We start from the raw sequence: 25,527 nt of genomic DNA, 5'->3' as shown, positions 1-25,527 counted from the left end.
GAAGCCCCTGATGCACATACGCCCATTCATCGCTCCGTTGTTGCTGGTCCTGGCCACGCTGTCGGGGCAGGGTCATGCGGCCGGCAAGTGCGAGCGCCTGGTCGCCACGGGCAACCCCGAGTACCCGCCGTACCTGTGGCGTGATCCGCAGAACCCCAAGCTGCTGGTCGGCGCCAATGCCGATCTGCTCAAGCGCATCGGCGAAGAGCTCGGGCTGAAGATCGACATCCTCTACACCGGCCCCTGGTCCCGCGCCCAGGACGAGGTGCGCACCGGCCGCGTCGACCTGCTCGCCGGCGCCTTCCTCACCCTGCCGCGGCTGGAAACCATGGACTACGTCCACCCGGCCTTCCTCGATACCCCCAGCGTGGTCTGGGTCAAGCGTGGCCACGGCTTCCCCTACACCCAGTGGCAAGACCTGCTCGGCCACACCGGCGGCACCCTGGTGAACAACAGCTTCGGCCAGGCCTTCGACGCCTTCGCCAAGGCCAACCTCACCCTCGAGGAAGTGCCGAGCCTCACCCAGGCCTACCAGAAGCTCGTGCTGGAGCGCACCGAGTACGTGCTCTACGAGCGCTACCCGGGCCTCGCCCTGGCCGATACGCTCGGCATGGCCGATGACCTTGAAGCCCTGGAGCCGCCGATCTCCAGCGAGGGCCTGTACCTCACGCTGTCCCACAACTCGGCCTGCAACGACCCCTGGCTGCGCGGACAACTGGCGAAAAAAATGACAGAATTGACCGCCGCAGGTGCCCCGCAAGTCTTCTTGCAGCGCAATCTCGAGCGTTGGAAGGCTCAGCAATTGCAGCCGGCCAGCGCTCCGAAACCCTAGGAAACCTCCGTGATCGAACAACGCATTCTGGCCATCGGCCTGGCTGTCCTCGCCTTGGCCGGCTGTGCCAATGACCCCGCTCCCGTGGAGCAGCTCCGCCTCACCGAACAGGCCGTGGCCCAGGCCCGGGCCGTGGGTGCCAACAGCGAGCAGCTCCCCGAAATGAAACAGGCGGAAGAAAAGCTCGCCCTGGCGCAGAAGAACATGGGGGAGCAGGACTACAAGCGCGCCCGCGTCCTCGCCGAACAGGCCGAGCTGGATGCCCGCCTGGCCGAATCCAAGGTACTGACCGCCAAGAGCAAGGCCCAGCTCGCTGACATCACTGCCCGCATCAACCGCCTGCGCAAGCAACTGGGGGAACTGCAATGAGCCCTCGTATCACCCTCGCTGGCCTGTTGCTGGGTCTCGGCCTGCTCGCCGGCTGCGCCAACCCGCAGCGTGCCGAAGACAGCCTCGACGCCGCCCGCACCCAGTTCCAGAAGGTCAAGGAAGATCCGGACGTGCTGCGCAGCGCACCGAAGGACGTGATCCGCGCCGGTGAATCCCTGGCCCGCGCCGAGCGCCTGTCCAACTACCTGGGCAACGACCAGGACGTCGAGCACTACGCCTACCTGAGCGAGCGCTACAGCGAGATCGCCAGCCAGCACAGCGAGCTGAACCTCAACCAGGAACGCGCCGCCAAGCTGCAAGTCGACCAGGAGCGCCTGCAACTGGCCCTGCGCGAGGCCAAGCTGCTCAGCGCCCAGCAGCAGGGCGACTGGATGGAAGAGCAGATGGTCGCCCTGGCCGCCACCGAAACCGACCGCGGCCTGGTGATGACCCTGGGCGACGTGCTCTTCGACACTGGCCGTGCCGAACTCAAGGCCTCGGCCAACCGCACCGTGCTCAAGCTGGTGCAGTTCCTCCAGATCAACCCGCGTCGCGTGGTGCGCATCGAGGGTTACACCGACAGCAGCGGTGTTCGCGAAGAGAACCTCGCCCTGTCCCGTGACCGTGCGCAGGCGGTGGCCGACGTCCTGAGCGACCTCGGCGTCGACGCCAAGCGCATGGAAGTGGTCGGCTACGGTGAAGCCTTCCCGGTGGCCGAAAACGCCTCGTCCCATGGCCGGGCGCAGAACCGTCGCGTCGAGATCGTGTTCTCCGACGAGAAGGGCAAGCTCGGCGACCCCCGCTGACCCCAGCTGTTCCAGGAACCCCGGCGGCTTCGGCTCCCGGGGTTTTTTATTGCCCGTACAGCTGCACCCAATAGAGAAGTCACGGCGGACTGAAGCGATACAGTCACTGGCGAAAGCGCACTGTATGGCCCACAATTTCCTGTGCTGTACCGGTGCAATTTGTTACTGCTCCGGTACTGTTTCGGTCCAGTGAACCAGGTGTCGCCGCCATGACCAATCTGTTGCTCTATCAACGCATCGCCCAGCAACTGGCCGAAGACATCCGCCGTGGTGTCTACCAGCCCGGCGAGCGCGTGCCCTCGGTGCGCAAGATGAGCTCGCAGCTCAATGTCAGCCATGCCACGGTGCTGCAGGCCTACGCCAACCTGGAGGATCAGGGGCTGATCCGCGCGCGCCCGCAGTCCGGCTTCTACGTGCACCAGACCCCGGCACTGACCGCCTCCACCCCGGATATCGCCCGGGTCGAGCGGCCGGGCCTGGTCACCCGCGCTAGCATCATCAACCAGGTGCTCACCGAGTCCCGCCGCGAGGGCGTGTTCCCCCTGGGCGCCGCCGTGCCCCATGTGGACTACCTGCCGGTCCGTGCGCTGCACCAGCAACTGGCCAAGGTCACCCGCTTCCACAGCCCGCGCGCCTTCAGCTATATGTTCAGCCCCGGCTTCGAGCCGCTGCGCCGCCAGGTGGCGATCCGCATGCGCGACGCCGGCGTGGTGGTCAACCCCACCGACGTGGTCATCACCCATGGCTGCGTGGATGCGCTGCAGATGAGCCTGCGCGTGCTGACCCGCCCCGGCGACCTGATCGCCGCCGAGTCGCCCACCTATTACGGCCTGCTGCAACTGGCGGACCTGCTCGGCCTCAAGGTCATCGAGATCCCCAGCGACCCCACCACCGGCATCAGCCTGGAGGCTCTGCAACTGGCCGCCAACCAGTGGCCGATCAAGGCCCTGGTGCTCACCTCGCGCCTCAGCAACCCCCTGGGCGGCACCATTCCCGAGGAGCGCCAGAAGCAGCTGCTGCGCCTGGCGTCGGACTTCGACATCCAGATCATCGAGGACGATATCTACGGCGAACTGATGTTCGAGCAGGGCCCCTCCAAGGCGCTCAAGGCCCACGACCGCGAAGGGCGTGTGGTGTACTGCTCCAGCTTCTCCAAGACGCTGTCCCCGGGTGTGCGCATCGGCTGGATCATCGCCGGCAAGTACCAGGAGGAAATCCAGCGCCTGCAAACCTTCAGCACCCACTCCGCGTGCAGCGTCACCCAGATGGGCGTCGCCGCCTACCTGGAGAACGGCGGCTACGACCGGCACCTGCGCTACATCCGCCAGGAGTACCGCAAGAACCTCACCGCCTTCCAGCTGGGGGTGCAGCAGTACTTCCCCGAAGGCACGCAGATGAGCCGGCCCAACGGCGGCTTCATCCTGTGGATCAGCCTGCCGGCCAAGGTCAACACCAAGGACCTGCACGTCCGCGCGCTGCAGCAGGGCATCAGCATCGCGCCGGGGCTGATCTTCAGTAACACCGAGCAGTTCAACCACTGCGTGCGGCTCAACTGCGGCATCCCGTGGAACCGCGAGGCGGAGCGCGCCATCATGACCTTGGGCATGCTCGCCAAGCAGTTGTGCCAGGAAGCCGGCAGCTACTTCTGATGCCGGCCGGCCCCGGGCTGAAGCCCGGGCTGCATCGATCGGTGATGCCCCGATTGTGGGCGCGGTTTCAACCGCGATGGCCTGGCACGGCGATCATCGCGAGTGAATTCGCCCCCAGGGTCCACGCCCCGCCCCAAAATAATTTCACTCCGCCTTAACCCGACCCGATCGGCGCCTCCGTCTACTGGTGCGTATGGACATTCCGTCCCCAGGAGACACGCCATGACCACCCCCGCCGCACTGCTCCGCCAACCCCTCGCCGCCGGTTTCGCCGCAGGCCTGCTGCTTGCCCTGGCTGCCTGCCAGGGGCATGAATCCGGCACCACGCCCGGTGCGAGCGAGACCAAGGCCAAGGTCGAAACCGCAGCCGAAGTCACCGGCTCGCTGAGCGCCAACAGCGATGACGCGCGCCTGCAGGAGCTGGCCAAGCCCGCCGCCGAGCCGAATGCCGCCTATGCCCCCGCGCCGATGGCCAAGCGCTCGGCCCCCATCGCGGTGGCGGGGTCGATGGTCATGCCCGTGGCCCCCGCGCCCATGAGCGACGCCCTGGCCGCCGGCTACCGCGACGAGGGTCGCGAGCAGTACGCGCACCTGGCCGACAACCCCATCCATGCCGTGGCCAGCGACCCGGTCTCCACCTTCAGCATCGATGTCGACACCGGCGGCTACGCCAACGTCCGTCGCTTCCTCAACGACGGGCAACTGCCGCCCAAGGACGCGGTGCGCCTGGAAGAGCTGATCAACTACTTCCCCTACGCCTACCCGCTGCCCCAGGGCGATGTGCCCTTCGGCATCGGCACCGAGCTGGCGCGTTCGCCCTGGAACCCCGAGGCGCGCCTGCTGCGCATCGCCATCAAGGCCTCCGACACCCAGGTCGAGCAGCTGCCGCCGGCCAATCTGGTGTTCCTGGTGGACGTCTCCGGCTCCATGGACCGCCGCGACGGCCTGCCCATGGTCCAGGGCACCCTCAAGCTGCTGGTGGACCAGCTGCGCGCCGAAGACCGCGTCTCCCTGGTCACCTATGCCGGGGAAGCCCGCGTGGTGCTCGAATCCACCCCCGGCAGCGACAAGGCGAAGATCCGCGCCGCCATCGACCAGCTCGCCGCCGGCGGCTCCACCGCGGGCGAATCCGGCATCCAGATGGCCTATGACGAAGCGCAGAAGGGCCTGCTGAAGAACGGCATCAACCGCATCCTGCTGGCCACCGACGGCGACTTCAACGTCGGCATCAGCGACTTCGAAAGCCTCAAGCAGCTGGCCGCCGAGAAGCGCAAGGGCGGGGTCTCGCTGACCACCCTGGGCTTCGGCACCGACAACTACAACGAACAGCTGATGGAGCAACTGGCCGATGCCGGCGACGGCAACTACGCCTACATCGACAGCCTGCGCGAGGCGCGCAAGGTGCTGGTGGACCAGCTCAGCTCGACCCTCAAGGTGGTGGCCAAGGACGTCAAGCTGCAGGTCGAGTTCAACCCCGCCCAGGTCAGCGAATACCGCCTGCTGGGCTACGAGAACCGCGTCCTCAAGCGCGAAGACTTCAGCAACGACAAGGTCGATGCCGGCGAGATCGGCGCGGGCCACACCGTTACTGCGCTCTACGAGATCGTCCCGGTCGGCGGCAAGGGTTGGCTGGAGCCGCTGCGCTACCAGCAGGCGCAGAAGGCCGATGGCAAATCCTCCGAGCTGGCCTGGCTGCGCATCCGCTACAAGGCGCCGGGCAGCGAGCAGAGCAAGCTGCTGGAACGCCCCATCGCCGCCGGTGACGTGCCGGCCCTGAAGGACGCCAGCGAAGACCTGCGCTTCGCCACGGCGGTGGCCGCCTTCGCCCAGCAGCTCAAGGGCGGGCAATACACCGGCAGCTTCTCCTTCGCCGACAGCGCCAAGCTGGCCCGGGGCGCCAAGGGTGAAGACCGCTTCGGTCTGCGCGGGGAGTTCGTGCAACTGGTCGAACTCGCACAAAGCCTGCAAAATCCAACTCCTTCACAGGCACGGATCGAGTGACTTGAGCGAACCCATCACGGATGACGACGCCGCCCTGCTGCGGCGCTACCGACACGGCGATGCCGAGGCCTTTGGCGTGCTCTACGCACGCCATCGCCTCGGCCTCTACCGTTTTCTCTGCGGGCTGTGCGGCGACGCCAGCCTGGCCGAGGAGATCTTCCAGGAAACCTGGCTGAACCTGATCCGCAGCGCCACCGAGCAGCGCGAGCAGGTGGCCTTCAAGACCTGGCTCTACCAGATCGCCCGCAACCGCCTGATCGACCATTGGCGCAAGCACGGGCGGCTGAACGGGCGTGTCGAGGAATTCGACGAGCAGGCCCATGGCGATGCCCTGCCTGGCAGCAGCGAGGACCCGGCGGAGCAGCTCAGCCTCAGCCGCGACCGCCAGCGCCTGCAGGCCGCCCTGGAAGAGCTGCCCGGCGAGCAGCGCGAGGTGTTCCTGCTGCGCGCCCATGGCGACCTCGAAGTGCACGAGATCGCCGAGATGACCCGCACGCCCGCCGAGACGGTGAAGAGCCGCCTGCGCTACGCGATGCAGAAGCTACGTCGGTTGCTGGCCGATCCGGCCGCCACCGAGGAGGTATCCACATGAACCAGGACCCACGCAAGCCGGATGGGCTGGAGCAGCAGATGCTCGCCCACTTCCGTGCCCATGAAGGGGGTGAACCGTCCGCCGAGCTGGATGCGCGCATCCTCGCCGCGGCGCGTGCCGCCGTGCGTCCCGCCACGCCGAACCTGGCTGAGCGCCTGCATGCCTGGCTGTTCGGCCCCGGTGGTCGCCAGCGCTGGTCGGTGGCCTTCGCCGGCCTGGCCTGCCTGGGCATCGGTGTCAGCCTTACCTGGCGCAACCTCGACCGCCCTGACCTCGACTACGGCAACAGCGCCCCGGCCCCGGCGGCGATGATGATGCCGGCGCCCATCGTGCCCGTCGCGCCCGCTGCTGCACCGATAGCCCGCTCCAGCGTCGCGGCCGGCGACACCGCCGTGGCCGGGAGCATGGAGAGTGCCCCGGAGCCATCCATCCAGGCCTACGCCGCTCCGGCGCCGGCCGAGGCATCGCAGATGGCCCGCGAGGCGAAGAAGATGGCGGCCTCGCGCCTGGCCGAAGAGGCCGAGCGCCAGGCTCCGGTGGATGCCCTGTCCGACCAGGCCGAAGTGCGCGAGCAGGCCGTCGAAACCATGAAGGCCGAAGCCTCCGCCCTGGCCGCCAAGCCGCGCATGGCACCGGGCAAGGCCAAGGAAGCCACCCTGGTGGAGCAACTCGAAGAGCTGTTGCAACTGCGCGAGAAGGGCGATACCCAGGCCGCCGACGCGTTGCTGGCGCGCCTGCGTGAAGCCAACCCGCAACTGGATATCGAGGCCGAGCTGGATCGGCTCGGGAAACGCCGCTGATTTGGCCCCGGCGGTGGTGAACCGCCGGGGCTGTGAGCGGCGCAAGGAGCGCGCGATTGTCCATCCCATCCACCGAGCCTGACGACAAGAGCTTCGGCCGCCTGCTGCTGGAGCTGTTGGTGCAGCTGGCGCTGACCATCCTGCCCATCGTCATCTGCGCCTGGCTGCCCCTGCCGTTGTCGGCCGCCCTGGTGGCGCTGTTCGCCCTGGTCGTGGGCCTCGCCGCGCGCCTGGGCCGCATGACCCTGGCGCGGCGCCTCAACCCGCAGCTGTCCTGCGCCATGATCGGCCTGGGCATTGGCGTCGGTCGCGCGCTACCCGGCTACTGGGGCATCTTCGCCGGCATAGTCGCCGTGTTCTGCGGCCTCGCCGCGCTGGCCGCCTGGGAGCGCCGCCTGGGTATCGCCGAGCCCAAGCCGGGTGCCAACGCCTGGGGCAGCGATGGCCCGCTGCTGACGCCCGAGGGCCAGCCGGTGCACAGCTTCAACTGGAGCGAAATCGCCATGGGCGGGCCCGCCTTCTGCGACCACCTGCTGCCCGACGGCGTGGTGCTGGAGGGGCTGGGCACCTCGCTGTGCTTCTCCAGTGACGGCCGTTACCTTGCCGCGCCCATCCCCTCGCGGGGCGAATGGGGCCTGGTGATCTTCGACCGCCAGCTGCGCCGCTTGTACCAGTGCGCCAACGGCCAGCAGTTCTGGGAGCTGGATGCCTTCGATGGCGAGGTGCTGCGCGGCCGCTACAGCCCGCTGGTGGCCAACCAGGCCCGTGAGGTGCGCCTCGATGAGTTGCTGGCCAGCGCCCAGGGCGAAGACTTCGTCGCGCTCGGCGACCTCTGGCTCAGCCCGGCCTGGGTCGAGCGCTTGCCCGTCACCCGCGACTTTCCCGCTCCCGCCGGCGTGCACCGCCTGCGTGGCCTGCCGTATCTGCCGGCCAGCTTGCGCGAGCTGGATAACCCGCTCGCCCCCCTGGCCAACCCCGCCTGCGAGCTGTGGCTCGACGACCAGCCCAGCGGCCTGTTGCTGGCGGACGGCGAAGCGGTGATCTGGCGCGACGATGGCCGTGCCCTGGTGTGCCGTGCGCGCCCGACCGCCGAGCTGGAGCGGGGGTGGAGCAACGACTGCTGGTTGTGGGAGGAGGAGGCCGGCTGGCGTCAGCTGGAGGAGCCCTGGCAGGCCCTGGAGGGCGAGCCGCGCCTCAACCTGGGCATGCCCCTGCGCCTCGACGAACAACAGCTATGGCGCACGGCGTATCTCGACTACGCCGCCACCGACCGCCTGGGTTTCGGTTATGGCCTCTACAGCATCCACAGCGACAGTGAAATCCTCGCTGGGCTCGATGAACGGGGCCGTGCCCTCGCGGGTGAGCACTCCCTGACCCGCCTGAGCCTGGGCTCGCCGCTGCAAGGGGGAGGGCGCCACGGCAGCAGCCTGCGCCTGCAGGATGCGATCAATGGCGTAGAGCCCCACCTGGACTGGCTGCGCGATGGAGCCGACGGCCGCCAGGGCGCCTTCGCCTGCCGCATTGGCGATTGGCAACTGGAAGGCGAGTGGTGCCTCGATCACCGTATCTCCGACTGCGGCCGCTACCTGGCCCTGGTGGCCTTCGCCGAAGCGCCGGCGCTGCCCCATCGCTTGGTGGTGGCGGATATCCGAGAGCGCCGGCTGCTGGTGCTGGACCCACCCTTGCTGATTGCCCGGCTGCATGACTTCCGTGAGGGCGTCGTCAGCCTCGCGCACATTCTCGGGCGCCTGCCCGAAGGGCGCGAATCCAGCCCGCTGCAGCGCTTCACCGTGGCGGCCCCGGTGGCGGGCCATGCCGCTGCCTTCGTCGCCGATGACAGTGAGCGCTTCTGCTATGGCGTGGCACGTGTAGCGCTTGCTCCCGATGCCCTGCAGCTCTTGCCGGCCTGGCGCCTGGCCGAGCGCCCGCCCGTTTCCAACGCCGTGGGAGACTTCGTCTTGCCGGCACCGGCTGGCCAGGATGCCGCCTGGCTGTTCGGCTGTGAAAGCACCTACGCCGACAACTACCTGCGGCCCCAGGAGCCTCGCCAGGGTGGCTGCCTGCTCACGGCGTCCAACTGCGCTGTCGCCAACCTCGGCCCGGCGATGATCTGGTCCGCCGATGGCCGCTACCTGGCGCTCACCACACTCAACGACTGCTACGACCCCCTGGCCGGCGCCGACCAGCTCTGGCACCTGCTGTTGCTGGACACCCACGAGCGCACGCTGCGCCAGCCCTTCAACGCCATCGGCAAGATGCCCTGCTTCGAAGGCTTCGACGCCCATGGCCTGCTGCTGCGGGTGCACGCCTATGACTACGAGGTGGAGGACGATGCCGGCGAACTGCAGCGCTTCGACCTCGCCGACCTGCTGGCGCTGCCACCCCAAGCACTGCGCCACGAAGGTCACCTCTGGCTGCCCGATGCGGAGCAGGAACGCTTCGGCCTCTGGCTGCAACAGGACACAAGACACCTCGACCCTTGGAGAACCCCATGACCGATAGCCCCTCCGCCATCCTCTCGCTGTTCACCTCCATCGGCCTGGTGCCCCTGGTGGTGGTCTGGCTGCTGGGGTGCGCCCTGGCTGCCCGCTACTGGCGCGCCCAGCCCCGCGCCGCCGGCCTGTGCCTGGCCAGCATGCTGATCCTGCTGGTGTGGCAGGGCATCAACATGGCCCTGTACGCGTTGATCCCGACCCTGGCCTTCGATATCTGGCCCGACGCGGAGCCCATGTACTTCTACGCCGCCATCAACCTGCTCGGCAGCCTGATCCACACCCTGGCCTTCGGCCTGCTGATCTGGGCGGTCTTTACCGGTCGGGAAGGGGTGTAAAGCTTTGGCAAGTTCCCGGGCTCGGGGTTGCCAGGGCGGGTGTGAGGGGCGAGCATGGCCCTTCATGCCTTGCCTTGCACACTGCCCATGACCCGTTTCCCATTCGCTTTATTGCTGTTCCTCGGCCTGCTCGCCGGCTGTGAGCAGGAAGCGCCGCCCTCGCAGAAGCCCCCCGCCAGCCCGCCACCGGTGACCCAGGCCGAGAAGCCGGCGCCTGCCGCCCCGGCCAAGGAGGCACCAGCGGCCAAGCCGGCCAGCGAGGCCCCCAAGGTGGCGAGCGAAACGCCCAAGCCCACCGCCAAGCCCGAACAGAAGCCCGCAGCCAAACCGAAGGCGGACGCCAAGCCTGTCGCCAAGGCGGCCCAGCCGGCCACCAGCCCCGCCGGCAATGCACGCAAGCCGGAAAAGACCGAACTGCCCAAGGCCAAGCTCGACCTGCGCCTGCCCAAGCACCTGGTGGACAAGCTGGAGCCCGAGATCGTGGAAGAGCGCAAGGCCGAAGAGCCCTTGCTGCCGCCGATGTTCACCGAGAAGGCGCCCACCGAAGGCCCCTTCCAGCTCAACGGCAAGCTGCTCACCAACGAGAAGGAAGACGACTACTGGCGCTCGGTGGAAGGGGCGGAACTGCAGTTCGAGTTCAAGCAGTAACGGCGCAACGGCGCTAGTCGCGGGTGGACCCCGCTTTATCGGTCCACCTTTGGTGCTTTCCGGCGGCACCTTAGGTGGATGAAAAGAGCGTCATCCACCCTACATCCGGCCCAACTCCGCGTTGCCAGCCCTGGCCAGCGAACCCGCGGCAAAGGGCGGATCAGAAGCGGTATTCCCCGCTCTGGATCGCCTGGTGCAGCAAGTTGTCCAGCGGGCGGAAGGCGGTTTCGCCGGGCAGGCGCACGAACAGCGGCTCGCTGATCTGGCCCGGGTCGAAGCCGCTCTTCTTCAGGTCGGTCTTCTTGTACTTGAAGGTGCCGGTGGTCTCGATCTCCGCCAGCAGGCGGATGAACAGCGGGGCCGCATAAGGCGGCAGCTCGCGGTCCAGATGCTCGGCCACCGCCCGGGCGTCCAGCTCGGCACCGCTGCCCAGGCGCAGCGCAGCCATGCCGCAGCGACCGTTGGTGCCGGGAATCTCCACCCCATAGACCACCGCATCCTCCACGCCGCCGAAGGCGCCCAGCACGCTTTCCACCTCGGTGGTGGAGACGTTCTCGCCCTTCCAGCGGAAAGTGTCGCCGAGGCGGTCGACGAACTGCGCGTGCTTGCAGCCGATGTCGCGCATCAGGTCGCCGGTGTTGAACCAGGCATCGCCCTTCTTGAACACGTCCCGCAGGATCACCGACTCGCTCTTGGCCGGGTCGGTGTAGCCGTCGAACGGCCACTTGGGGCTGATCTCGCTGATCAGCAGGCCCGGCTCGCCGGTGGCGACCTTCTCCAGGTAGCCCTTGTGGTCACGTACCGGGCGGTCGCTTTCCAGGTCGTAGCGCACGATGGCGTAGGTGGCCGGCGAGAAGCCCACGGTGTTGTCGAAGTTGAACACGTTGGTGAAGCCGATGTTGCCCTCGCTGGAGGCATAGAACTCGGTGATGCGCTCGATGCCGAAGCGCTCCTTGAATTCGGCCCAGATGGCCGGGCGCAGGCCGTTGCCGATCATGCAGGTAAGGCTGTTGTTGCGTTCTTCCTCGCTCGGAGCCTGGTTCAGCAGGTAGCGGCACAGTTCGCCGATGTAGCCGAAGCAGGTGGCCTGGTACTGGGCCACGTCCTTCCAGAAGCTGCTGGCGGAGAACTTGCGGCGCAGGGCGATGGCGGCGCCGCCGGCCAGCACCGAGGCCCAGCTCACGGTGACCGCGTTGTTGTGGTAGCAGGGCAGGGTCAGGTAGAAGACGTCGGTGTCCTTCAGCCCCAGGCCGGAGTGGCCGAAGCCCCCATAGGCCTTGATCCACTTGCCGTGGCTGAGGATCGACGCCTTGGGCAGCCCCGTGGTGCCCGAGGTGTAGATGTAGAAGCACGGGTCCTTGAGGCGCACCTTGGCGGTTTCCGCCGGGTTGTCGGCGCTGTGCTCGCCGGCCAGGCGCATCAGGTTGGCCCAGCCCCGTGGGGCCTGACCCGGGTCGCGGCGGGTATCGGCGTCGGCTATCCAGTAGCGGTGCCCGGCGCTGTTGCCCAGCTCCTCCTCGACTTCCTCGAAGGCATCCCGCAGCTCCTCGCCCACCACGTAGTGGCTGGCCTTGACCAGGGTCAGGCTGTGGGCCAGCACCTTGCCGCGCTGGGTGGTGTTGACCAGCGCGGCGATGGCGCCGAGCTTGGCCAGGGCCGCCAGCACCGCCAGCACTTCGATGCGGTTCTCCAGCATCACCGCCACCACCTTGCCGTGGGCCACGCCCTCGGACTTGAGCGCGTGGGCCAGGCGGTTGGCCCAGGCGTTGAACTCGGTGTAGGTCAGGCGGCGGGTCTCGTCGATCACCGCCGGGCGCTGGGGGAATTTCTGCGCGGCGCGTTCCAGCGCCCAGCCCAGGGACAGCGTTTTCTCACGGTTGCGGATGCCGGTGTAGTACAGGCCCAGCAGCATGCGCGGTACACGTGGCAGGTTGCCCGGCAGGCGGGCGAGAAAGCGGAACGGGGAAATCAGATCGGCCTGGGTCATGGCTCTCGCACTTTGTCGTTGTTGTGGGCAGGCAATGGCGCTTTCACGACTGTAGAAGCCGTTCGGGCAAAACGGTATGACCGTGGCGCGGGGAAGGGCAGGCAGATGGGCAAATAGAGGGCGCCCGTACCGGCGCGGAAACACTGCGAGGGTACGGGCGTAGCCCGGGCTTCAGCCCGGGAGGGGCGATCAGTCGAGGAACAGGTCCGGTACCAGGCTGCCGCCCTCGGGGTCGAAGCGGTAGTGCTCGAACTCGGTCTGGCCCTGCTCGCGGAGGATTTCCTCGTCGATCAGCAGGCGGCCGGTGATGCTGCGGCCGGTGCTGGAGAGGATGGCGTAGGCGGCGTCGGCCATGATCGCCGGGGTGCGCGAGCGCTTGAAGGCGTCGCGGCTGCCCAGCTCGAACTCGATGGCGGCGGTGGCGATCATGGTCTGCGGCCACAGCGAGTTGACGCTGATGCCGTACTTCTTGAACTCCTCGCTCATGCCCAGGGTGAGCATGCTCATGCCGTACTTGGTGACGGTGTAGGGGCCGTGCTGGGCGAACCATTTGGGCGCCAGGTTGAGCGGCGGCGACAGGTTGAGGATGTGCCCCGCCGCGCTCTTCTTCAGGAAGGGCAGGGCGGCCTGGCTGCAAACCATCACCGCGCGGGTGTTGATCTGGTACAGCAGGTCGAAGCGCTTGGGCTCCAGGTGCTCGACCCCCACCAGCTTGATCGCCCCGGCGTTGTTCACCAGCGCATCGATGCCACCGAAGTGCTCGGCGGCCTGGGCCATGGCGTCCCGCACGGCCGCCTCGTTGCGCACGTCCAGCTGCAGGGCGAGGGCCTTGCCACCGGCGGCCTCGACTTCCTCGGCAACGCTGAAGATGGTGCCCGGCAGCTTGGCATGGGGCTCGGCACTCTTCGCCGCGATGACGATATTGGCGCCATCGGCCGCCGCGCGCAGTGCGATCTCACGGCCGATGCCCCGGCTGGCGCCGGTGATGAACAGGGTTTTGGCAGATAGGCTCATTGCAGTGCTCCTGATTGTTGTTGTCACTGGGGCCGCGTTGCGGCCCTTGGCGAATGAATTCGCCCCTACAGCGCTTCCTCTTCAACCTCCACCAACACCTGGCGATTCTTCACCTGGTCGCCAGCGGTGACCTGCACCCGGCGGATCACGCCGTCGATGCCGGCCTTGAGTGGGTGTTCCATCTTCATCGCTTCCAGCACCACCAGCAGCTGGCCCTTGGCGACGCGTTCGCCTTCGCCCACCAGCACGTCGACGATGGCGCCGTCCATGGGGGCCTTTACCGTGCCCGAGCTGGCGGCGTTCAGGCCGCCGGCGGGTTCGTGGGTGACGTCGAGCAGTTCCAGGTTGCCGTGCTCGCCATAGAGCCACAGGCGCCCGGCGGAGTGATGGTAGGCCACGCGGCGGCGCACGCCGTCCACCTCCAGGGTGGCCCAGCCGCCATCGGCACGCAGCAGGGCGATGGCCACCTCGCTGTCACCGACGCGTGCCTGCAGGCGCGGGCGCACACCGGCTTCCAGCACGCTCAGTTCCACCGCCAGCTTCTGCTCACCGTGGCGCAGCACGAAGCGCCAGGGCGCGCTGCCGGCGCTGCGCCAGCCGGCGAGGCCGGCCTGGTGGGCACGGGATTCGGCCGAGGCCTGGTAGAGCAGGGCGGCCGCGGTGGCTAGCTCCGTGGCGCTGGGCGCATGGGCGCGCAGGCTCGGGTCGTCGCTGAAGTGTTCGCCGATGAAGGCGGTGGTGGCATGGCCGGCGGCGAACTCGGGGTGCGCCAGCAGGTTGGCGAGAAAACGCTGGTTGCCGTTGACGCCCAGCAGCACGCAATCCTCCACGGCGCGCACCAGCTTGCGCCGGGCCTCGTCGCGGGTGGCGCCCCAGGCGATGACCTTGGCCAGCATCGGGTCGTAGAAGGGCGTTACCGGCTGGCCTTCCACCAGGCCGTGGTCGATGCGGATGCCGGGCAGCTCGGACGGCTCCCAGCGCAGCACCTCGCCGGTTTGCGGAAGGAAGTTGCTGGCCGGGTCCTCGGCGTACAGGCGCACCTCCATGGCGTGCCCGTCGAGGCGGATCTCGTCCTGCGCCAGCGGCAGCGGCTGCCCCTCGGCCACGCGGATCTGCCAGGCCACCAGGTCCTGCCCGGTGATCAGCTCGGTCACCGGGTGTTCCACCTGCAGGCGGGTGTTCATCTCCAGGAAGTAGAAGTCGCCGCTGGCATCGAGGAGGAATTCCACGGTGCCGGCACCGACGTAGTTCACCGTGCGCGCGGCCTTCACCGCGGCCTCGCCCATGGCGCGGCGCAGCTCCGGGGTCATCACCGGGCAGGGCGCTTCCTCCACCACCTTCTGGTGGCGGCGCTGCACCGAGCAGTCACGCTCGCCGAGGTAGACGATGTTGCCGTGCTGGTCGCCGAAGACCTGGATCTCCACATGGCGCGGGCGGATCACCGCACGTTCGAGAATCAGCTCGCCGGAGCCGAAGGCGTTCTGCGCTTCGGAGCGCGCGGTGCGGATCTGCGCGGCCAGCTCGGTGGCTTCGTGCACCAGGCGCATGCCACGGCCGCCACCACCGGCGCTGGCCTTGATCATCAGCGGGTAGCCGATGCGCTCGGCCTCGCGGGCCAGGGTCGCGTCGTCCTGCTCGGCGCCCTCGTAGCCGGGGATGCAGGGTACCTGGGCGTCGAGCATGGCGATCTTCGACAGGCGCTTGCTGCCCATCAGGTGAATGGCCTCCACCGTGGGGCCGATGAAGACGATGCCGGCGGCCTCGCAGGCCCTTGCGAACTCGGCGTTCTCGGAGAGGAAGCCGTAGCCGGGGTGCACCGCGTCGGCACCGGTGCGCCGTGCCGCGGCGATGATCGCCTCGATGCTGAGGTAGGACTGGGCGACCTGGGCCGGGCCGATGCACACGGCCTCGTCGGCCAGTTGCACGTGGCGCGCCTCGCTGTCGGCCTCGCTGTAGACCGCGACGGTGCGGTAGCCGAGTTGCTGCGCGGTGCGCATCACCCGGCAGGCGATTTCACCGCGGTTGGCGATCAGGATCTTGTTGAAGCTGGGCATCGTTGGCTGCTCCTGCCGTACTCGGGATGTGCGCTCATTGCGCCCAGTTGGGTTTGCGTTTCTGCACGAAGGCCATGGTGCCCTCGGCGCCTTCCGCGCCGGTCACCGCCTCGGCGAACCAGCCGGCGGCATCGTCCAGCAGGGCACCCAGCTCGCGCTCGCCGGTGGCCAGCAGCAAGGCCTTGGTGCGGGCGTTGGCGCCGGGGGCGCAGCGACGCACCTGTTCCAGGGTGGCGGCCAGGCGCGCGTCCACGGCCGCGTCGTCGGCCTCGGCGAAGTGCACCAGGCCCAGGCGCAGGGCCTCGGCACCGTCGAAGCGTGCGGCGGTGAGGGCCAGGCGGCGGGCCTGGGTCAGGCCGATGCGTTTCACCACGAAGGGGGCGATCTGCGCCGGCAGGATGCCCAGGCCGGTTTCCGGCAGGCCGAACTGCGCGCCCTGGTGGGCGATGGCGATATCGGAGATGCACGCCAGGCCGAAGCCGCCGCCCAGCACCGCGCCTTCCAGCACTGCGACCACCACCTGGGGCGTCGCCTGGGCTTCTTCCAGCAGGCTGCCGAAGGCACGGTTCAGTTCGCGGTAGGCATCGGCCCCGGCGGCACGCGCCGAGGCCATGTCCTTGATGTCGCCGCCGGCGCAGAAGTGCCCGTCGGCACCGCGCAGCACCAGGGCGCGCACGCTGCGGTCATCGCGCACGGCGGCCAGCACCGCGCGCAGCTCGCCGACCATGGCCAGGCTCATGGCGTTGCGGCTGTCCGGGCGGTTGAGGGTGATGTGCAGCACGCCGGCGGCGGGCTCCAGCAGCAGGGTTTCGCAGTTCGGCAGGTCGCTCATGCCGGCTTCCTCATCATGCTTGGGTCAGGGCGCTGGGCGCGGGTGCGCCCAGCGGACGGTCCGCTATCAGCCTTTCTTTTTGCCGGGCAGGATGCCCATCAGCTTGCAGATGATGCCGAGCATGATCTCGTCGGCGCCGCCGCCGATGCTCACCAGGCGCACGTCGCGGTAGGCGCGGGAGACCGGGTTGTCCCACATGAAGCCCATGCCGCCCCAGTACTGCAGGCAGGCGTCGCTGACTTCGCGGCCCAGGCGGCCGGCCTTGAGCTTGGCCATGGAGGCCAGCTTGGTCACGTCCTTGCCGCTGACGTAGAGCTCGGTGGCCTGGTAGACCAGGGCACGCAGGGCTTCGATCTCGGTGCTCAGCTCGGCCATGCGGAAGTGGATGACCTGGTTGTCGATCAGCGGGGTGCCGAAGGTCTTGCGCTCCTTGCAGTACTCGATCGTGGCGTCGACGCAGTGCTCCAGGCCCTTGATCATGTTGGCCGCGCCGAACAGGCGTTCTTCCTGGAACTGCAGCATCTGCATCATGAAGCCGGCGCCTTCGTGGCCGATGCGGTAGCGCTGGGGCACGCGCACGTTGTCGAAGAACACCTGGGCGGTCTCCGAGCTGCGCATGCCGAGCTTGTCCAGGTGCGGGCTGACGCTGATGCCCGGGGTCTTCATCGGTACCACGATCAGCGATTTGTTGACGTGGGGCTTGTCGTCCGAGGTGTTGGCCAGCAGGCAGATGAAGTCGGCCGAGGGCGAGTTGGTGATCCACATCTTGCTGCCGTTGATCACGTAGTCGTCGCCGTCCTTGCGGGCGGTGGTCTTGAGCCCGGCGACGTCGGAGCCGGCGCCGACCTCGGAGACGCCGATGCAGCCGACCATGTCGCCGCTGATGGCGGGGCGGAGGAATTCGTTGCGCAGGTCATCGGAGCCGAAGCGGGCCAGGGCCGGGGTGCACATGTCGGTCTGCACGCCGATGGACATGGGGATGCCACCGCAGAGGATGGTGCCGAACTCTTCGGCGGCGACGATGGAGTAGCTGTAGTCCAGGCCCATGCCGCCGAATTTCTCCGGCTTGGAGATGCCCAGCAGGCCCAGGTCGCCGGCCTTCTTGAAGATGTCATGGATGGGGAAGCGGCCTTCGCGCTCCCACTGCTCGACATGGGGGTTGATCTCCCTGTCGACGAAATTGCGTACGGTGCGGCGGAGTTCTTCGTGTTCCTGGGTGAAGATCATTGTTGTTGTTCTCCTGGTGGGGTGCGCCCGGCGCACCGTCGATCGGGTTCGGGAGCGGCGCTTAGAAGCGGGCCACGCCAAAGGTGTTGGATTTCAGGGAGCGCGCCTCGGCCTCGGCGCAGATGTCCAGCAGGTAGCCGAGCAGCTTGCGGGTGTCGCGCGGGTCGATGAGGCCGTCGTCCCACAGGCTGGCGGTGCCGTACAGCGCGGTGGACTGGCTGTCGAGCTTCTGCGCGGTGACCTGTTCGAGCATGTCGAGCATCTTCGGGTCGGCTTCCTTGCCCTCCTTGGCGTGCTTTTCCTCGGTGACGATGCGCAGCACCTTGCCGGCCTGGGCGCCGCCCATTACCGCGGTGCGGCTGTTGGGCCAGGCGAAGATGAAGCGCGGGTCCAGGCCGCGGCCGCACATGGCGTAGTTGCCGGCGCCGTAGGAGCCGCCGACGACGATGGTGAGCTTGGGCACGCGGGCGTTGGCCACTGCCTGGATCATCTTCGAGCCGTGCTTGATCACGCCGAGCTGTTCCGACTCGGTGCCCACCATGAAGCCGGTGGTGTTGTGGAAGAACAGGATCGGCGTGTTGCTCTGGTCGCACAGCTGGATGAACTGCGCCGCCTTGGCCGCGCCGCGCGGGGTGATCGGGCCGTTGTTGCCGATCAGGCCGCAACGCTGGCCTTCGATCTGCAGGTGGCCGCAGACGGTCTGGCTGTCGAACTCGTTCTTGAAGTCGAGGAACTCCGAGCCGTCGGCCAGGCGCGCGATGATCTCGCGCACGTCGTAGGGCTTCTTGGCGTCCGCCGGGACGATGCCCAGCAGCTCGTGGGTCGGGTACAGCGGCTCGCGCCAGGTCTTGGCTGGGCGTGCCGGCAACTGGGCGTTCCATGGCAGCATGGCGAGGATCTCGCGGGCGATGCGCACGCCGTCGGCGTCGTTCTCGGCCAGGTATTCGGCGGTGCCGGCGACCTGGGCGTGCATTTCGGCGCCGCCCAGTTCCTCGTCCGTCGCCACCTCGCCGGTGGCGGCCTTGAGCAGCGGCGGGCCGGCGAGGAACATCTTGGCCTTGCCGCGCACCACCACCACATAGTCCGACAGCCCGGGCTGGTAGGCCCCGCCGGCGGTGCTGGAGCCGTGCACCACGGTGATCTGCGGCAGGCCCATGGCCGACATGCGCGCCTGGTTGGCGAAGCCGCGCGCGCCTTCGACGAAGATGTCGGCGGCGTAGTTGAGGTTGGCGCCGCCGCTTTCGGTCAGCGCCACCACCGGCAGCTTGTTCTCGAAGGCCACCTGCTGCAGGCGCAGGGTCTTCTTCAGGCCGGTGGGGGAGATGGTGCCGCCCTTGATCGCGCTGTTGCTGGCGGTGACCAGGCAGCGCACGCCGGCGATGTAGCCGATGCCGGAGATGATGCCGCCGCCGGCCTGGGTGCCGTCCTTGTCGTCGTGCAGCTTGTAGCCGGCCAGGGACGACAGCTCGAGGAAGGGCGCGCCGGCGTCGAGCAGCAGGTTGAGGCGTTCACGGGGCAGCAGTTGGCCGCGCTTGTCGAACTTGGGTTTGGCTTCGGCCGCCTTGTCGAGCACCTTCTGCTCGATCTCGCGGAAGCTGGCGACGGCGGCGAGCATGGCGTCGCGGTTGCGGGCGAAGTCTTCGCCGTGCACGTCGAGTTCGGAGTGGATCACCGGCATCGCTTACTCCTCCTGGTCCTTCAGCACATCGGGCAGGTAGGCCCGGTGGAAGCCGTTGTACGACTTGCTCAGGCCGGGCTTGGCCTTGAACAGCGGGAAGGCGCGGCTGCCCTGGCTGGCGGCGCCGTCGATGCGGATGGTGTTGCCGCTGATGAAGGCCGAGCCGGGGGAGAGCAGGAAGACGATGGCGGCGGCGACTTCCGACTCGGTGCCGATGCGCTTGAGCGGGACGTGTTCGCGCAGGGTGGGGATCACCGCCTTGAAGGCGCCCTCGTAGGTGTCCATGCCGCTGGAGGCGATCCAGCCCGGCGCCACGGCGTTGACCCTTACCCCGGCGTGGCCCCACTCGATGGCGGCGGTCTTGGTGAAGTTCTCCATGCCGGCGCGGGCGGCGCCGGAGTGGCCCATGCCGGGCATGCCGCCCCACATGTCGGCGAGCATGTTGACGATGCTGCCACCGCTCTTGCTCATGGCCTGGTTGAACACTTCGCGGGCCACCAGGAAGCCGCCCACCAGGTTGGTGCGCACCACGGTCTCGAAGCCCTTCTGGTTGATCGAGGCGAGCGGGGCGGGGTACTGGCCACCGGCGTTGTTGACCAGGTGGTGGATGCTGCCGTGCTCGGCGAGCACCGTGGCGACCATGGCCTTGACCGATTCCTCGTCGCGGATGTCGCAGACCTGCCAGCTGGCGCTGCCGCCGTCTTCGGCGATCTCGCCGGCGGTCTTCTCCAGCTTTTCCTGCTTGCGCCCGACCAGCACCACGTGGGCGCCGAGGGCTGCCAGCTCGTGGGCGGTGCAACGGCCGATGCCGCTGCCGCCACCGGTGACGAGGATGGTCTGGCCGCTGAACAGGCCGGGCTTGAATACGGAGTCGTAGGCCATCGTGTTCTTATCCTTTCAGGCTGTCGGCCAGGGCGCGGGGCACCGGCACGGGGAATTCGAGAAGTTGCTGGGCGAAGGCCTTGCCTTGCGGGTCGATGCGCAGGCTGGCGACGCCGCCGCCGCCCAGGGCGTTCTCCAGGAGGAAGTTGAGGCTGTGGGTGCCGGGCAGGTACCAGCGCTGCACCTGGCCGGTTTGCGGGTCGAGCACATGGCTCATCCAGTCCACCACCGCTTCGCGGGTCAGCGCTTCGGCGATCCAGGGCAGGTAGTCGGGCTGGCGTGCCATGACGCCGATGTTGCTGTGGTTGCCCTTGTCGCCGGAGCGGGCCACCGCCAGCTTCACCAGCGGCACGCTGGCATCCGCCTGGCCCTGGGGCGCGGGCGGGATGGCGGCCTCGGCCAGCGCGGCGGCGTCGAAGGCTTGCAGCGACGGCAGCTCGACACCCTGGCGTGCCTCGCCGAGGGCGACTTCCAGGGCGCAGGCCGATTTATCCACCAGGAAGGAGAACAGGCGGATCACCGGGTACACCGTGGGCCGGCCGCCGACGATGCCGGTCAGGCCCGGGGCCATGCCGGTGGCGGCCTGGGCGATCTCGCGGGAGAACAGGATCAGGGCTTCCTTCTTGGCATGGCGCACGCCCAGCTTGACCACGATCTCGCGGTTGTCCTTGCGCTGGCCATGGGGCCCGTAGGTGGCCTCGCTGCCCAGCAGTTCGATGTTCACCTCGCGGTAGGGGCCCCAGCCACGGGCGGCGAAGATTTCCTCGGTCTTGGCGATGATCGCGCGGCTCACGCGCTCGGCCTTCTTCACCGCGTCGATGCCGGCGATCAGGCAGCTGGCGGTGCAGCGGAAGCCGTCGGGGTAGGTGGCGCTGACCTTGTACTGGTCGGTGGGCGCCAGGCCCCGGGCGCCAGCGACGCTGACGCGGTGCTCGCCGGCCTGGGCCAGTTCGACGCCGGTGAAGTCGCAGATCACATCGGGCAACAGGTAGGCGCGCGGGTCGCCGATCTCGTAGAGCATCTGCTCGCCGACGGTGAAGGGGCTGACCAGGCCGCCGGTGCCGGGGGCCTTGGTGACGATGAAGCGGCCATCGGCCTCGACTTCGACGATGGGGAAGCCGATGTGCTCGTAGTCGGGCACCTGTTCCCAGTCGGTGAAGTTGCCGCCGGTGCATTGGGCGCCGCACTCGATGATGTGGCCGGCGAGGGCGGCCTGGGCGAGCTTGTCGTAGTCGTTCCAGGCCCACTTGAACTCATGCACCAAGGCGGCGCTGACCACGGCGCTGTCCACCACGCGGCCGGTGATGACGATGTCGGCGTCCTGTTCCAGGGCCGCGACTATGCCCGGCGCCCCCAGGTAGGCGTTGACCGAGACGCACATGGGCGGCAGCGGCGCGCCGCTGAACATCTCGCTGATGCCGGCCTTGCCCAGGGCGGAGAGCTGGGGTTGCAGGTTGTCGCCGTGGAGCACGGCGATCTTCAACTGCACGCCGGCCTTCTCGCAGGCCGCCGCCAGGGCCGCCGCGCAGGCCTGGGGGTTGACCCCGCCGGCGTTGCTGATGACGCGGATCTTCTTCTCCGCCAGGGTCGGCAGCAGGGGCGCCAGCACCTCGACGAAGTCGGTGGCGTAGCCCTCGTCGGGCTTCTTCATGCGTGCCCCGGCGAGGATCGACATGGTGATCTCGGCCAGGTAGTCGAACACCAGGTAATCGAGCGGTGCGCCATGCACCAGTTGGGCGGCGGCGGTGGAGGTGTCGCCCCAGAAAGCGGAGGCGCAGCCGATGCGTACGGTTTTAGTCATTGTCTTGTCCGCAACACACGAGGAATGTGTTGCGGACATTACCAAGCAAGCGCTTGGTTGAAAAGTGCCGCATCGACGATTTTCACCCAAGCGCTTGCTTGGGCGTCTGGCGCAGCATAGATTTCACGAATCAAGACAAATACTTGCGGCCCATTCTTAAGTTGGATGGGCAGGCGCAGTGCAGCCGAGGTAGTGGGAACAGATGAGCCTGGACGATCAAAAAGCCCAAGAGGTGATGCGCGAGCTGGTGGCCAGCGGCCAGATCACCGACCCGGAAAGCGCCCGTGGCAAGCTGCTGCAGACCGCCGCGCACCTGTTCCGCAGCAAGGGCTACGAGCGCACCACGGTGCGCGACCTGGCCAGCGCCGTGGGCATCCAGTCCGGCAGCATCTTTCATCACTTCAAGAGCAAGGACGAGATCCTGCGTTCGGTGATGGAGGAGACCATCCTCTACAACACCGCGCTCATGCATGCCTCGCTGGCGGAAGCGACGACCCTGCGCGAGCGGGTGCTGGCGCTGATCCGCTGCGAGCTGCAGTCGATCATGGGCGGCACCGGCGAGGCCATGGCGGTGCTGGTCTACGAATGGCGTTCGCTGTCGGAGGAGGGCCAGCGCTACATCCTCGAACTGCGTGACACCTACGAGCTGCTCTGGCTGGAGGTGCTCGGCGAGGCCAAGGTCCAGGGCTACTTCAATGCCGACCCCTTCATCCTGCGGCGTTTCCTCACCGGCGCGCTGTCCTGGACCACCACCTGGTTCCGCCCCGAAGGGCCGATGACCCTCGACCAGCTCTGCGAGGAAGCGCTATCGCTGGTGATCAAGGAAGTCTGAGGGCCCTTGAGCTAGTCTTGCCCTCGTGCCGGTTTCCTCTTGTACGGGGCGTCGATGTCTGCCGTTCGGCTTGTTTTCTCGGGTGTTCTGCTGCTCGCGCTGTGCCTGTCATGCAGCAGCGCGTCAGCGGCGCGACCCCGTGAAATCCTCGTCGGCGGCTATCACTTCCCGCCCTACCTGATCAAACCCGAGGAAGAGAGCAGGGGGCTGGTGCCCGACCTGGTGGCGCTGTTCAACCAGGCCCAGCAGCGTTTCCACTTCAGCATCGTGCCCACCTCGGCCGCACGCCGTTACCGCGACCTGGAACAGGGCCGCTTCGACCTGATGCTGTTCGAGGACCCCGACTGGGGCTGGCGCGACGTTCGCTACATCGGCATCGACCTGCGCACCTCGGACGCCGAGGTCTACGTGGCCCGCAACGCCCCCGGGCGCGGGCAGGGCTATTTCGAGCAGCTGACCAGCAAGCGCCTGGCGCTCTACAACGGCTATCACTACGGTTTTGCCGGCTACAACGCCAACCCCGAGTTCCTCTCGCGGAGCTTCAACGCGACCCTCACCTACTCCCATGACAGCAATCTGCTAATGGTTTTGCACGACCGTGCCGATATAGCGTTGATAACCCGCTCCTACCTGGACCTGTTGATGGCCAGGGAGCCGGGCCTGCGCGACAACCTGCTGGTTTCCCGACGGGTCGATCAGGAATACCATCTGCACGCAATGCTGCGCCCGGATGCTCCGATCACCCGGGAAGAGCTGGCCGGTTTGCTGCAGAAGCTTCAGGAAAACGAGGAGTTCCAACGGTTGCTGGCCAAGTACCGGCTTCCGTTCAAGAAGAACGACCGACGATGAACGAGCGGCGCGAAATCGGGGACATCATGGTTTTTGCAATAGCCTGCCAGGCAGGTTTTCGCTACGGATTGGCGAGACGGGGATTAATGGATTCTTTAAGTCGTTCACTGTTGGCCGCCTTGCTCCTGGCCGCCTGTAACTGCGCGTTTGCCGCAGAATTGGTGCGGGTTGGCGGGGCGCACTTTCCCCCCTACGTGATCAAGCCCGAGTCCGAGGCCGCCACCGGCCTGCTGCCGGAGCTGCTGGCCGCGTTGAACCGCGCCCAGGGCGAGTACGAGTTCGTCATGCTGCCGACGGCGATTCCCCGGCGCTTCCGCGACTTCCAGACCGGCCGCATCGACATGGCGGTGTTCGAAAACCCCGACTGGGGCTGGCAGGACATTCCCGGCGCGCGCATCGACATGGGCCTGGAGGATGCCGAGGTGTTCGTCGCCCAGTCCCAGCCGACCCGCAGCCAGGACTACTTTCGCACCCTGGCCGGCAAGCGCCTGGCGCTCTACAGCGGCTATCACTACGGTTTCGCCGGCTTCGATGCCGATCCGGAATACCTGATGCGCGAATTCAATGCGCTGATGACCTATTCCCACGACAGCAACCTGCTGATGGTGCTGCGCGGGCGGGCGGATATCGCGCTGGTGACCCGTTCCTACCTGGGCATGTACCTGGAGCGGAACCCCGAGCAGAAGACCCAGTTCCTGGTTTCCACCCAGGTCGATCAGAACTACCGCCACTACGCCCTGTTGCGGCCCGGCGCGGCCATTACCCCCGAACGCTTCACGGTGCTGCTGGACCTGCTGCGGGCCAGTGGCGACCTGCAGCGCATCTTCGGGCGCTACCAGATCCGGGTCACCCCAGCTTCACTGGATAGCTCAGTAATGCTAGATGGCAGAGATTGACCGCCAGGTGCAGCGCCATCGCCACCCCTAGCCGCCCGCTGAAATGGAAGGCCAGCCCGTAGCCGAGGCCGGCCACCGTCGCCACCGCCGCGAACAGCGGGCTGAACGGCAGGTGCACCGCGCCGAACAGCAGCGCGGTGATCGTGATCCCGGCCCAGGTACCCAGGCGTGAGACCAGCGCGCCCTGCAACAGGCCGCGGAACACCAGCTCCTCCGCCAGCACCACCGCCAGCAGGTTCGCCGGCAGCCAGCGCCACACCAGCTCCGGCCATTTCGGCATCCAGTCCACCAGGTCCAGCCCCAGGGCCAGAGCCGGCACCGCCAGCAGGGTGGCGGCGGCCGTCACGGCCGTGGCCCGCCAGCGCGGGGCGATGGTGTGCGTCGTGCGACCCAGCCACCAGGCCAGCAGCGCCATGCCCACCAGCGTCTTGTCCCAGGACAGGCGCAGGGCATAGGGCGGCGCATCGGGGCTCAGGCGCAGCGGTTCGGCCAGGGGGAGGGGCGAGAAGCCGGGCACCAGGTGCGCGGCGAAGGCGATGCTGGCCAGCAGGGTGACGGGGAACCACAGGCACGCGGGAAGTTTCGGCGCGGCGAGGACCCAGAAGGCATACACCAGCCCGAAGGCCAGGCCGGTATAGGACACCTGCCCGAAGCCGTGGCCCAGGGCGAGGGTGAACAGGGGCAGCAATATCTGCAGATGGAGCGGCATGGCACCTCCTTGTATCGGTGCCGCACTTTACCCGCGTGGGCGGGCGGGTGTCAGCGCTCCTTGGCTTCCTTGGCGTCCATCTCGGCGTTGCGTTCATGGATGCGCTTGAGCTGCTCCTCGGTCAGGGGCAGTTTCTTCGCCGTATCGCGCAGCATCATCAGGCCGCCGACTATGGAGCCGAGGGCAAGGATCAGGATCAGCCAGGCGTACCAGGGCATGGGAATCTCCTTTCGAGGTGG

Annotated in this window: 23 protein-coding genes; 13 read left to right on the top strand and 10 right to left on the bottom strand. The window is 67.8% G+C overall.

Annotated features, from left to right (window positions below; all coding sequences use genetic code 11):
- The first annotated feature begins 10 nt into the window (after nucleotides 1-10).
- The 10 genes from OEJ36_RS22480 (at nucleotide 11) to OEJ36_RS22435 (ending at nucleotide 10,527) form a co-directional block, all read left to right on the top strand.
- Nucleotides 11-832, top strand: a complete 822-nt coding sequence (locus OEJ36_RS22480; protein WP_263403431.1) for a substrate-binding periplasmic protein — start codon at nucleotides 11-13, stop codon at nucleotides 830-832.
- Nucleotides 833-844: 12 nt separating this feature from the next.
- Nucleotides 845-1,201, top strand: coding sequence for a DUF4398 domain-containing protein (locus tag OEJ36_RS22475; RefSeq protein WP_374981886.1), 357 nt, complete (start codon nucleotides 845-847; stop codon nucleotides 1,199-1,201).
- A complete protein-coding gene (locus OEJ36_RS22470; RefSeq protein ID WP_263403430.1) occupies nucleotides 1,198-2,007 on the top strand; it encodes an OmpA family protein in 810 nt (269 codons plus the stop codon). Before OEJ36_RS22475 ends, OEJ36_RS22470 begins: the two co-directional genes overlap by 4 nt.
- A 209-nt stretch (nucleotides 2,008-2,216) precedes the next feature.
- Nucleotides 2,217-3,656, top strand: coding sequence for a PLP-dependent aminotransferase family protein (locus tag OEJ36_RS22465; RefSeq protein WP_021217585.1), 1,440 nt, complete (start codon nucleotides 2,217-2,219; stop codon nucleotides 3,654-3,656).
- A 222-nt stretch (nucleotides 3,657-3,878) separates the two neighbouring features.
- On the top strand, nucleotides 3,879-5,657 hold the full coding sequence (locus tag OEJ36_RS22460; protein WP_263403429.1) for a vWA domain-containing protein: 1,779 nt from the start codon (nucleotides 3,879-3,881) through the stop codon (nucleotides 5,655-5,657).
- 1 nt (nucleotide 5,658) lies between these two features.
- Complete coding sequence (locus OEJ36_RS22455) at nucleotides 5,659-6,249, top strand: RNA polymerase sigma factor (RefSeq protein WP_021217583.1); 591 nt, start codon at nucleotides 5,659-5,661, stop codon at nucleotides 6,247-6,249.
- Entirely contained in the window at nucleotides 6,246-7,049 is an 804-nt protein-coding gene (locus OEJ36_RS22450; protein ID WP_263403428.1) for a hypothetical protein, read from the top strand. The genes OEJ36_RS22455 and OEJ36_RS22450 overlap by 4 nt, the downstream gene beginning before the upstream one ends.
- A gap of 56 nt (nucleotides 7,050-7,105) precedes the next feature.
- Nucleotides 7,106-9,544, top strand: a complete 2,439-nt coding sequence (locus OEJ36_RS22445) for a hypothetical protein (RefSeq protein ID WP_263403427.1) — start codon at nucleotides 7,106-7,108, stop codon at nucleotides 9,542-9,544.
- On the top strand, nucleotides 9,541-9,879 hold the full coding sequence (locus tag OEJ36_RS22440; protein ID WP_263403426.1) for a hypothetical protein: 339 nt from the start codon (nucleotides 9,541-9,543) through the stop codon (nucleotides 9,877-9,879). The genes OEJ36_RS22445 and OEJ36_RS22440 overlap by 4 nt, the downstream gene beginning before the upstream one ends.
- A gap of 87 nt (nucleotides 9,880-9,966) precedes the next feature.
- Nucleotides 9,967-10,527: a hypothetical protein gene (locus OEJ36_RS22435; RefSeq protein WP_263403425.1), complete on the top strand. Its 561-nt coding sequence runs from the start codon at nucleotides 9,967-9,969 to the stop codon at nucleotides 10,525-10,527.
- A 160-nt stretch (nucleotides 10,528-10,687) separates the two neighbouring features.
- Here OEJ36_RS22435 and OEJ36_RS22430 read toward each other — a convergent pair whose 3' ends face one another.
- The 8 genes from OEJ36_RS22430 to OEJ36_RS22395 form a co-directional block, all read right to left on the bottom strand.
- The gene (locus OEJ36_RS22430; RefSeq protein WP_263403424.1) at nucleotides 10,688-12,514 is read right to left on the bottom strand and encodes a long-chain-acyl-CoA synthetase; all 1,827 of its coding nucleotides are present in this window, start codon (nucleotides 12,512-12,514) and stop codon (nucleotides 10,688-10,690) included.
- Between the two features lie 189 nt (nucleotides 12,515-12,703).
- Nucleotides 12,704-13,528 (bottom strand): SDR family oxidoreductase, encoded by an 825-nt coding sequence (locus tag OEJ36_RS22425; protein WP_043245881.1) that lies wholly within the window; start codon nucleotides 13,526-13,528, stop codon nucleotides 12,704-12,706.
- A gap of 65 nt (nucleotides 13,529-13,593) precedes the next feature.
- Nucleotides 13,594-15,582: a geranyl-CoA carboxylase subunit apha gene (gene atuF / locus OEJ36_RS22420; protein WP_263403423.1), complete on the bottom strand. Its 1,989-nt coding sequence runs from the start codon at nucleotides 15,580-15,582 to the stop codon at nucleotides 13,594-13,596.
- A gap of 34 nt (nucleotides 15,583-15,616) precedes the next feature.
- Nucleotides 15,617-16,414, bottom strand: a complete 798-nt coding sequence (gene atuE, locus OEJ36_RS22415) for an isohexenylglutaconyl-CoA hydratase (protein WP_263403422.1) — start codon at nucleotides 16,412-16,414, stop codon at nucleotides 15,617-15,619.
- Nucleotides 16,415-16,480: 66 nt separating this feature from the next.
- Nucleotides 16,481-17,641, bottom strand: a complete 1,161-nt coding sequence (gene atuD / locus OEJ36_RS22410; RefSeq protein WP_263403421.1) for a citronellyl-CoA dehydrogenase — start codon at nucleotides 17,639-17,641, stop codon at nucleotides 16,481-16,483.
- A 61-nt stretch (nucleotides 17,642-17,702) separates the two neighbouring features.
- Complete coding sequence (atuC, locus tag OEJ36_RS22405; protein ID WP_263403420.1) at nucleotides 17,703-19,319, bottom strand: geranyl-CoA carboxylase subunit beta; 1,617 nt, start codon at nucleotides 19,317-19,319, stop codon at nucleotides 17,703-17,705.
- A gap of 3 nt (nucleotides 19,320-19,322) precedes the next feature.
- Nucleotides 19,323-20,201, bottom strand: coding sequence for an SDR family oxidoreductase (locus tag OEJ36_RS22400; protein ID WP_263403419.1), 879 nt, complete (start codon nucleotides 20,199-20,201; stop codon nucleotides 19,323-19,325).
- Nucleotides 20,202-20,208: 7 nt separating this feature from the next.
- Entirely contained in the window at nucleotides 20,209-22,002 is a 1,794-nt protein-coding gene (locus tag OEJ36_RS22395) for an acyclic terpene utilization AtuA family protein (RefSeq protein WP_263403418.1), read from the bottom strand.
- Nucleotides 22,003-22,210: 208 nt separating this feature from the next.
- On the opposite strand from OEJ36_RS22395, the gene OEJ36_RS22390 reads away from it, so the two are divergent.
- The 3 genes from OEJ36_RS22390 (at nucleotide 22,211) to OEJ36_RS22380 (ending at nucleotide 24,579) form a co-directional block, all read left to right on the top strand.
- Complete coding sequence (locus OEJ36_RS22390; protein ID WP_184489342.1) at nucleotides 22,211-22,834, top strand: TetR/AcrR family transcriptional regulator; 624 nt, start codon at nucleotides 22,211-22,213, stop codon at nucleotides 22,832-22,834.
- 54 nt (nucleotides 22,835-22,888) lie between these two features.
- Nucleotides 22,889-23,683: a transporter substrate-binding domain-containing protein gene (locus tag OEJ36_RS22385; RefSeq protein ID WP_263403417.1), complete on the top strand. Its 795-nt coding sequence runs from the start codon at nucleotides 22,889-22,891 to the stop codon at nucleotides 23,681-23,683.
- An 86-nt stretch (nucleotides 23,684-23,769) separates the two neighbouring features.
- Nucleotides 23,770-24,579: a substrate-binding periplasmic protein gene (locus OEJ36_RS22380; protein ID WP_263403416.1), complete on the top strand. Its 810-nt coding sequence runs from the start codon at nucleotides 23,770-23,772 to the stop codon at nucleotides 24,577-24,579.
- Here OEJ36_RS22380 and OEJ36_RS22375 read toward each other — a convergent pair.
- Together OEJ36_RS22375 and OEJ36_RS22370 are read right to left on the bottom strand one after the other, a co-directional pair.
- Nucleotides 24,530-25,288 (bottom strand): CPBP family intramembrane glutamic endopeptidase, encoded by a 759-nt coding sequence (locus OEJ36_RS22375; RefSeq protein ID WP_263403415.1) that lies wholly within the window; start codon nucleotides 25,286-25,288, stop codon nucleotides 24,530-24,532. The genes OEJ36_RS22380 and OEJ36_RS22375 overlap by 50 nt on opposite strands.
- Before the next feature lie 50 nt (nucleotides 25,289-25,338).
- Nucleotides 25,339-25,506, bottom strand: a complete 168-nt coding sequence (locus tag OEJ36_RS22370) for a DUF2897 family protein (protein ID WP_021222856.1) — start codon at nucleotides 25,504-25,506, stop codon at nucleotides 25,339-25,341.
- Nucleotides 25,507-25,527: the final 21 nt, after the last annotated feature.

It is taken from the genome of Pseudomonas sp. PDM13 (assembly GCF_025685765.1).
Classification (GTDB): Bacteria; Pseudomonadota; Gammaproteobacteria; order Pseudomonadales; family Pseudomonadaceae; genus Metapseudomonas; species Metapseudomonas solani.
Note: the sequence above shows the minus strand (reverse complement) of the source record. Positions and strands in the feature narration are given on the sequence as shown.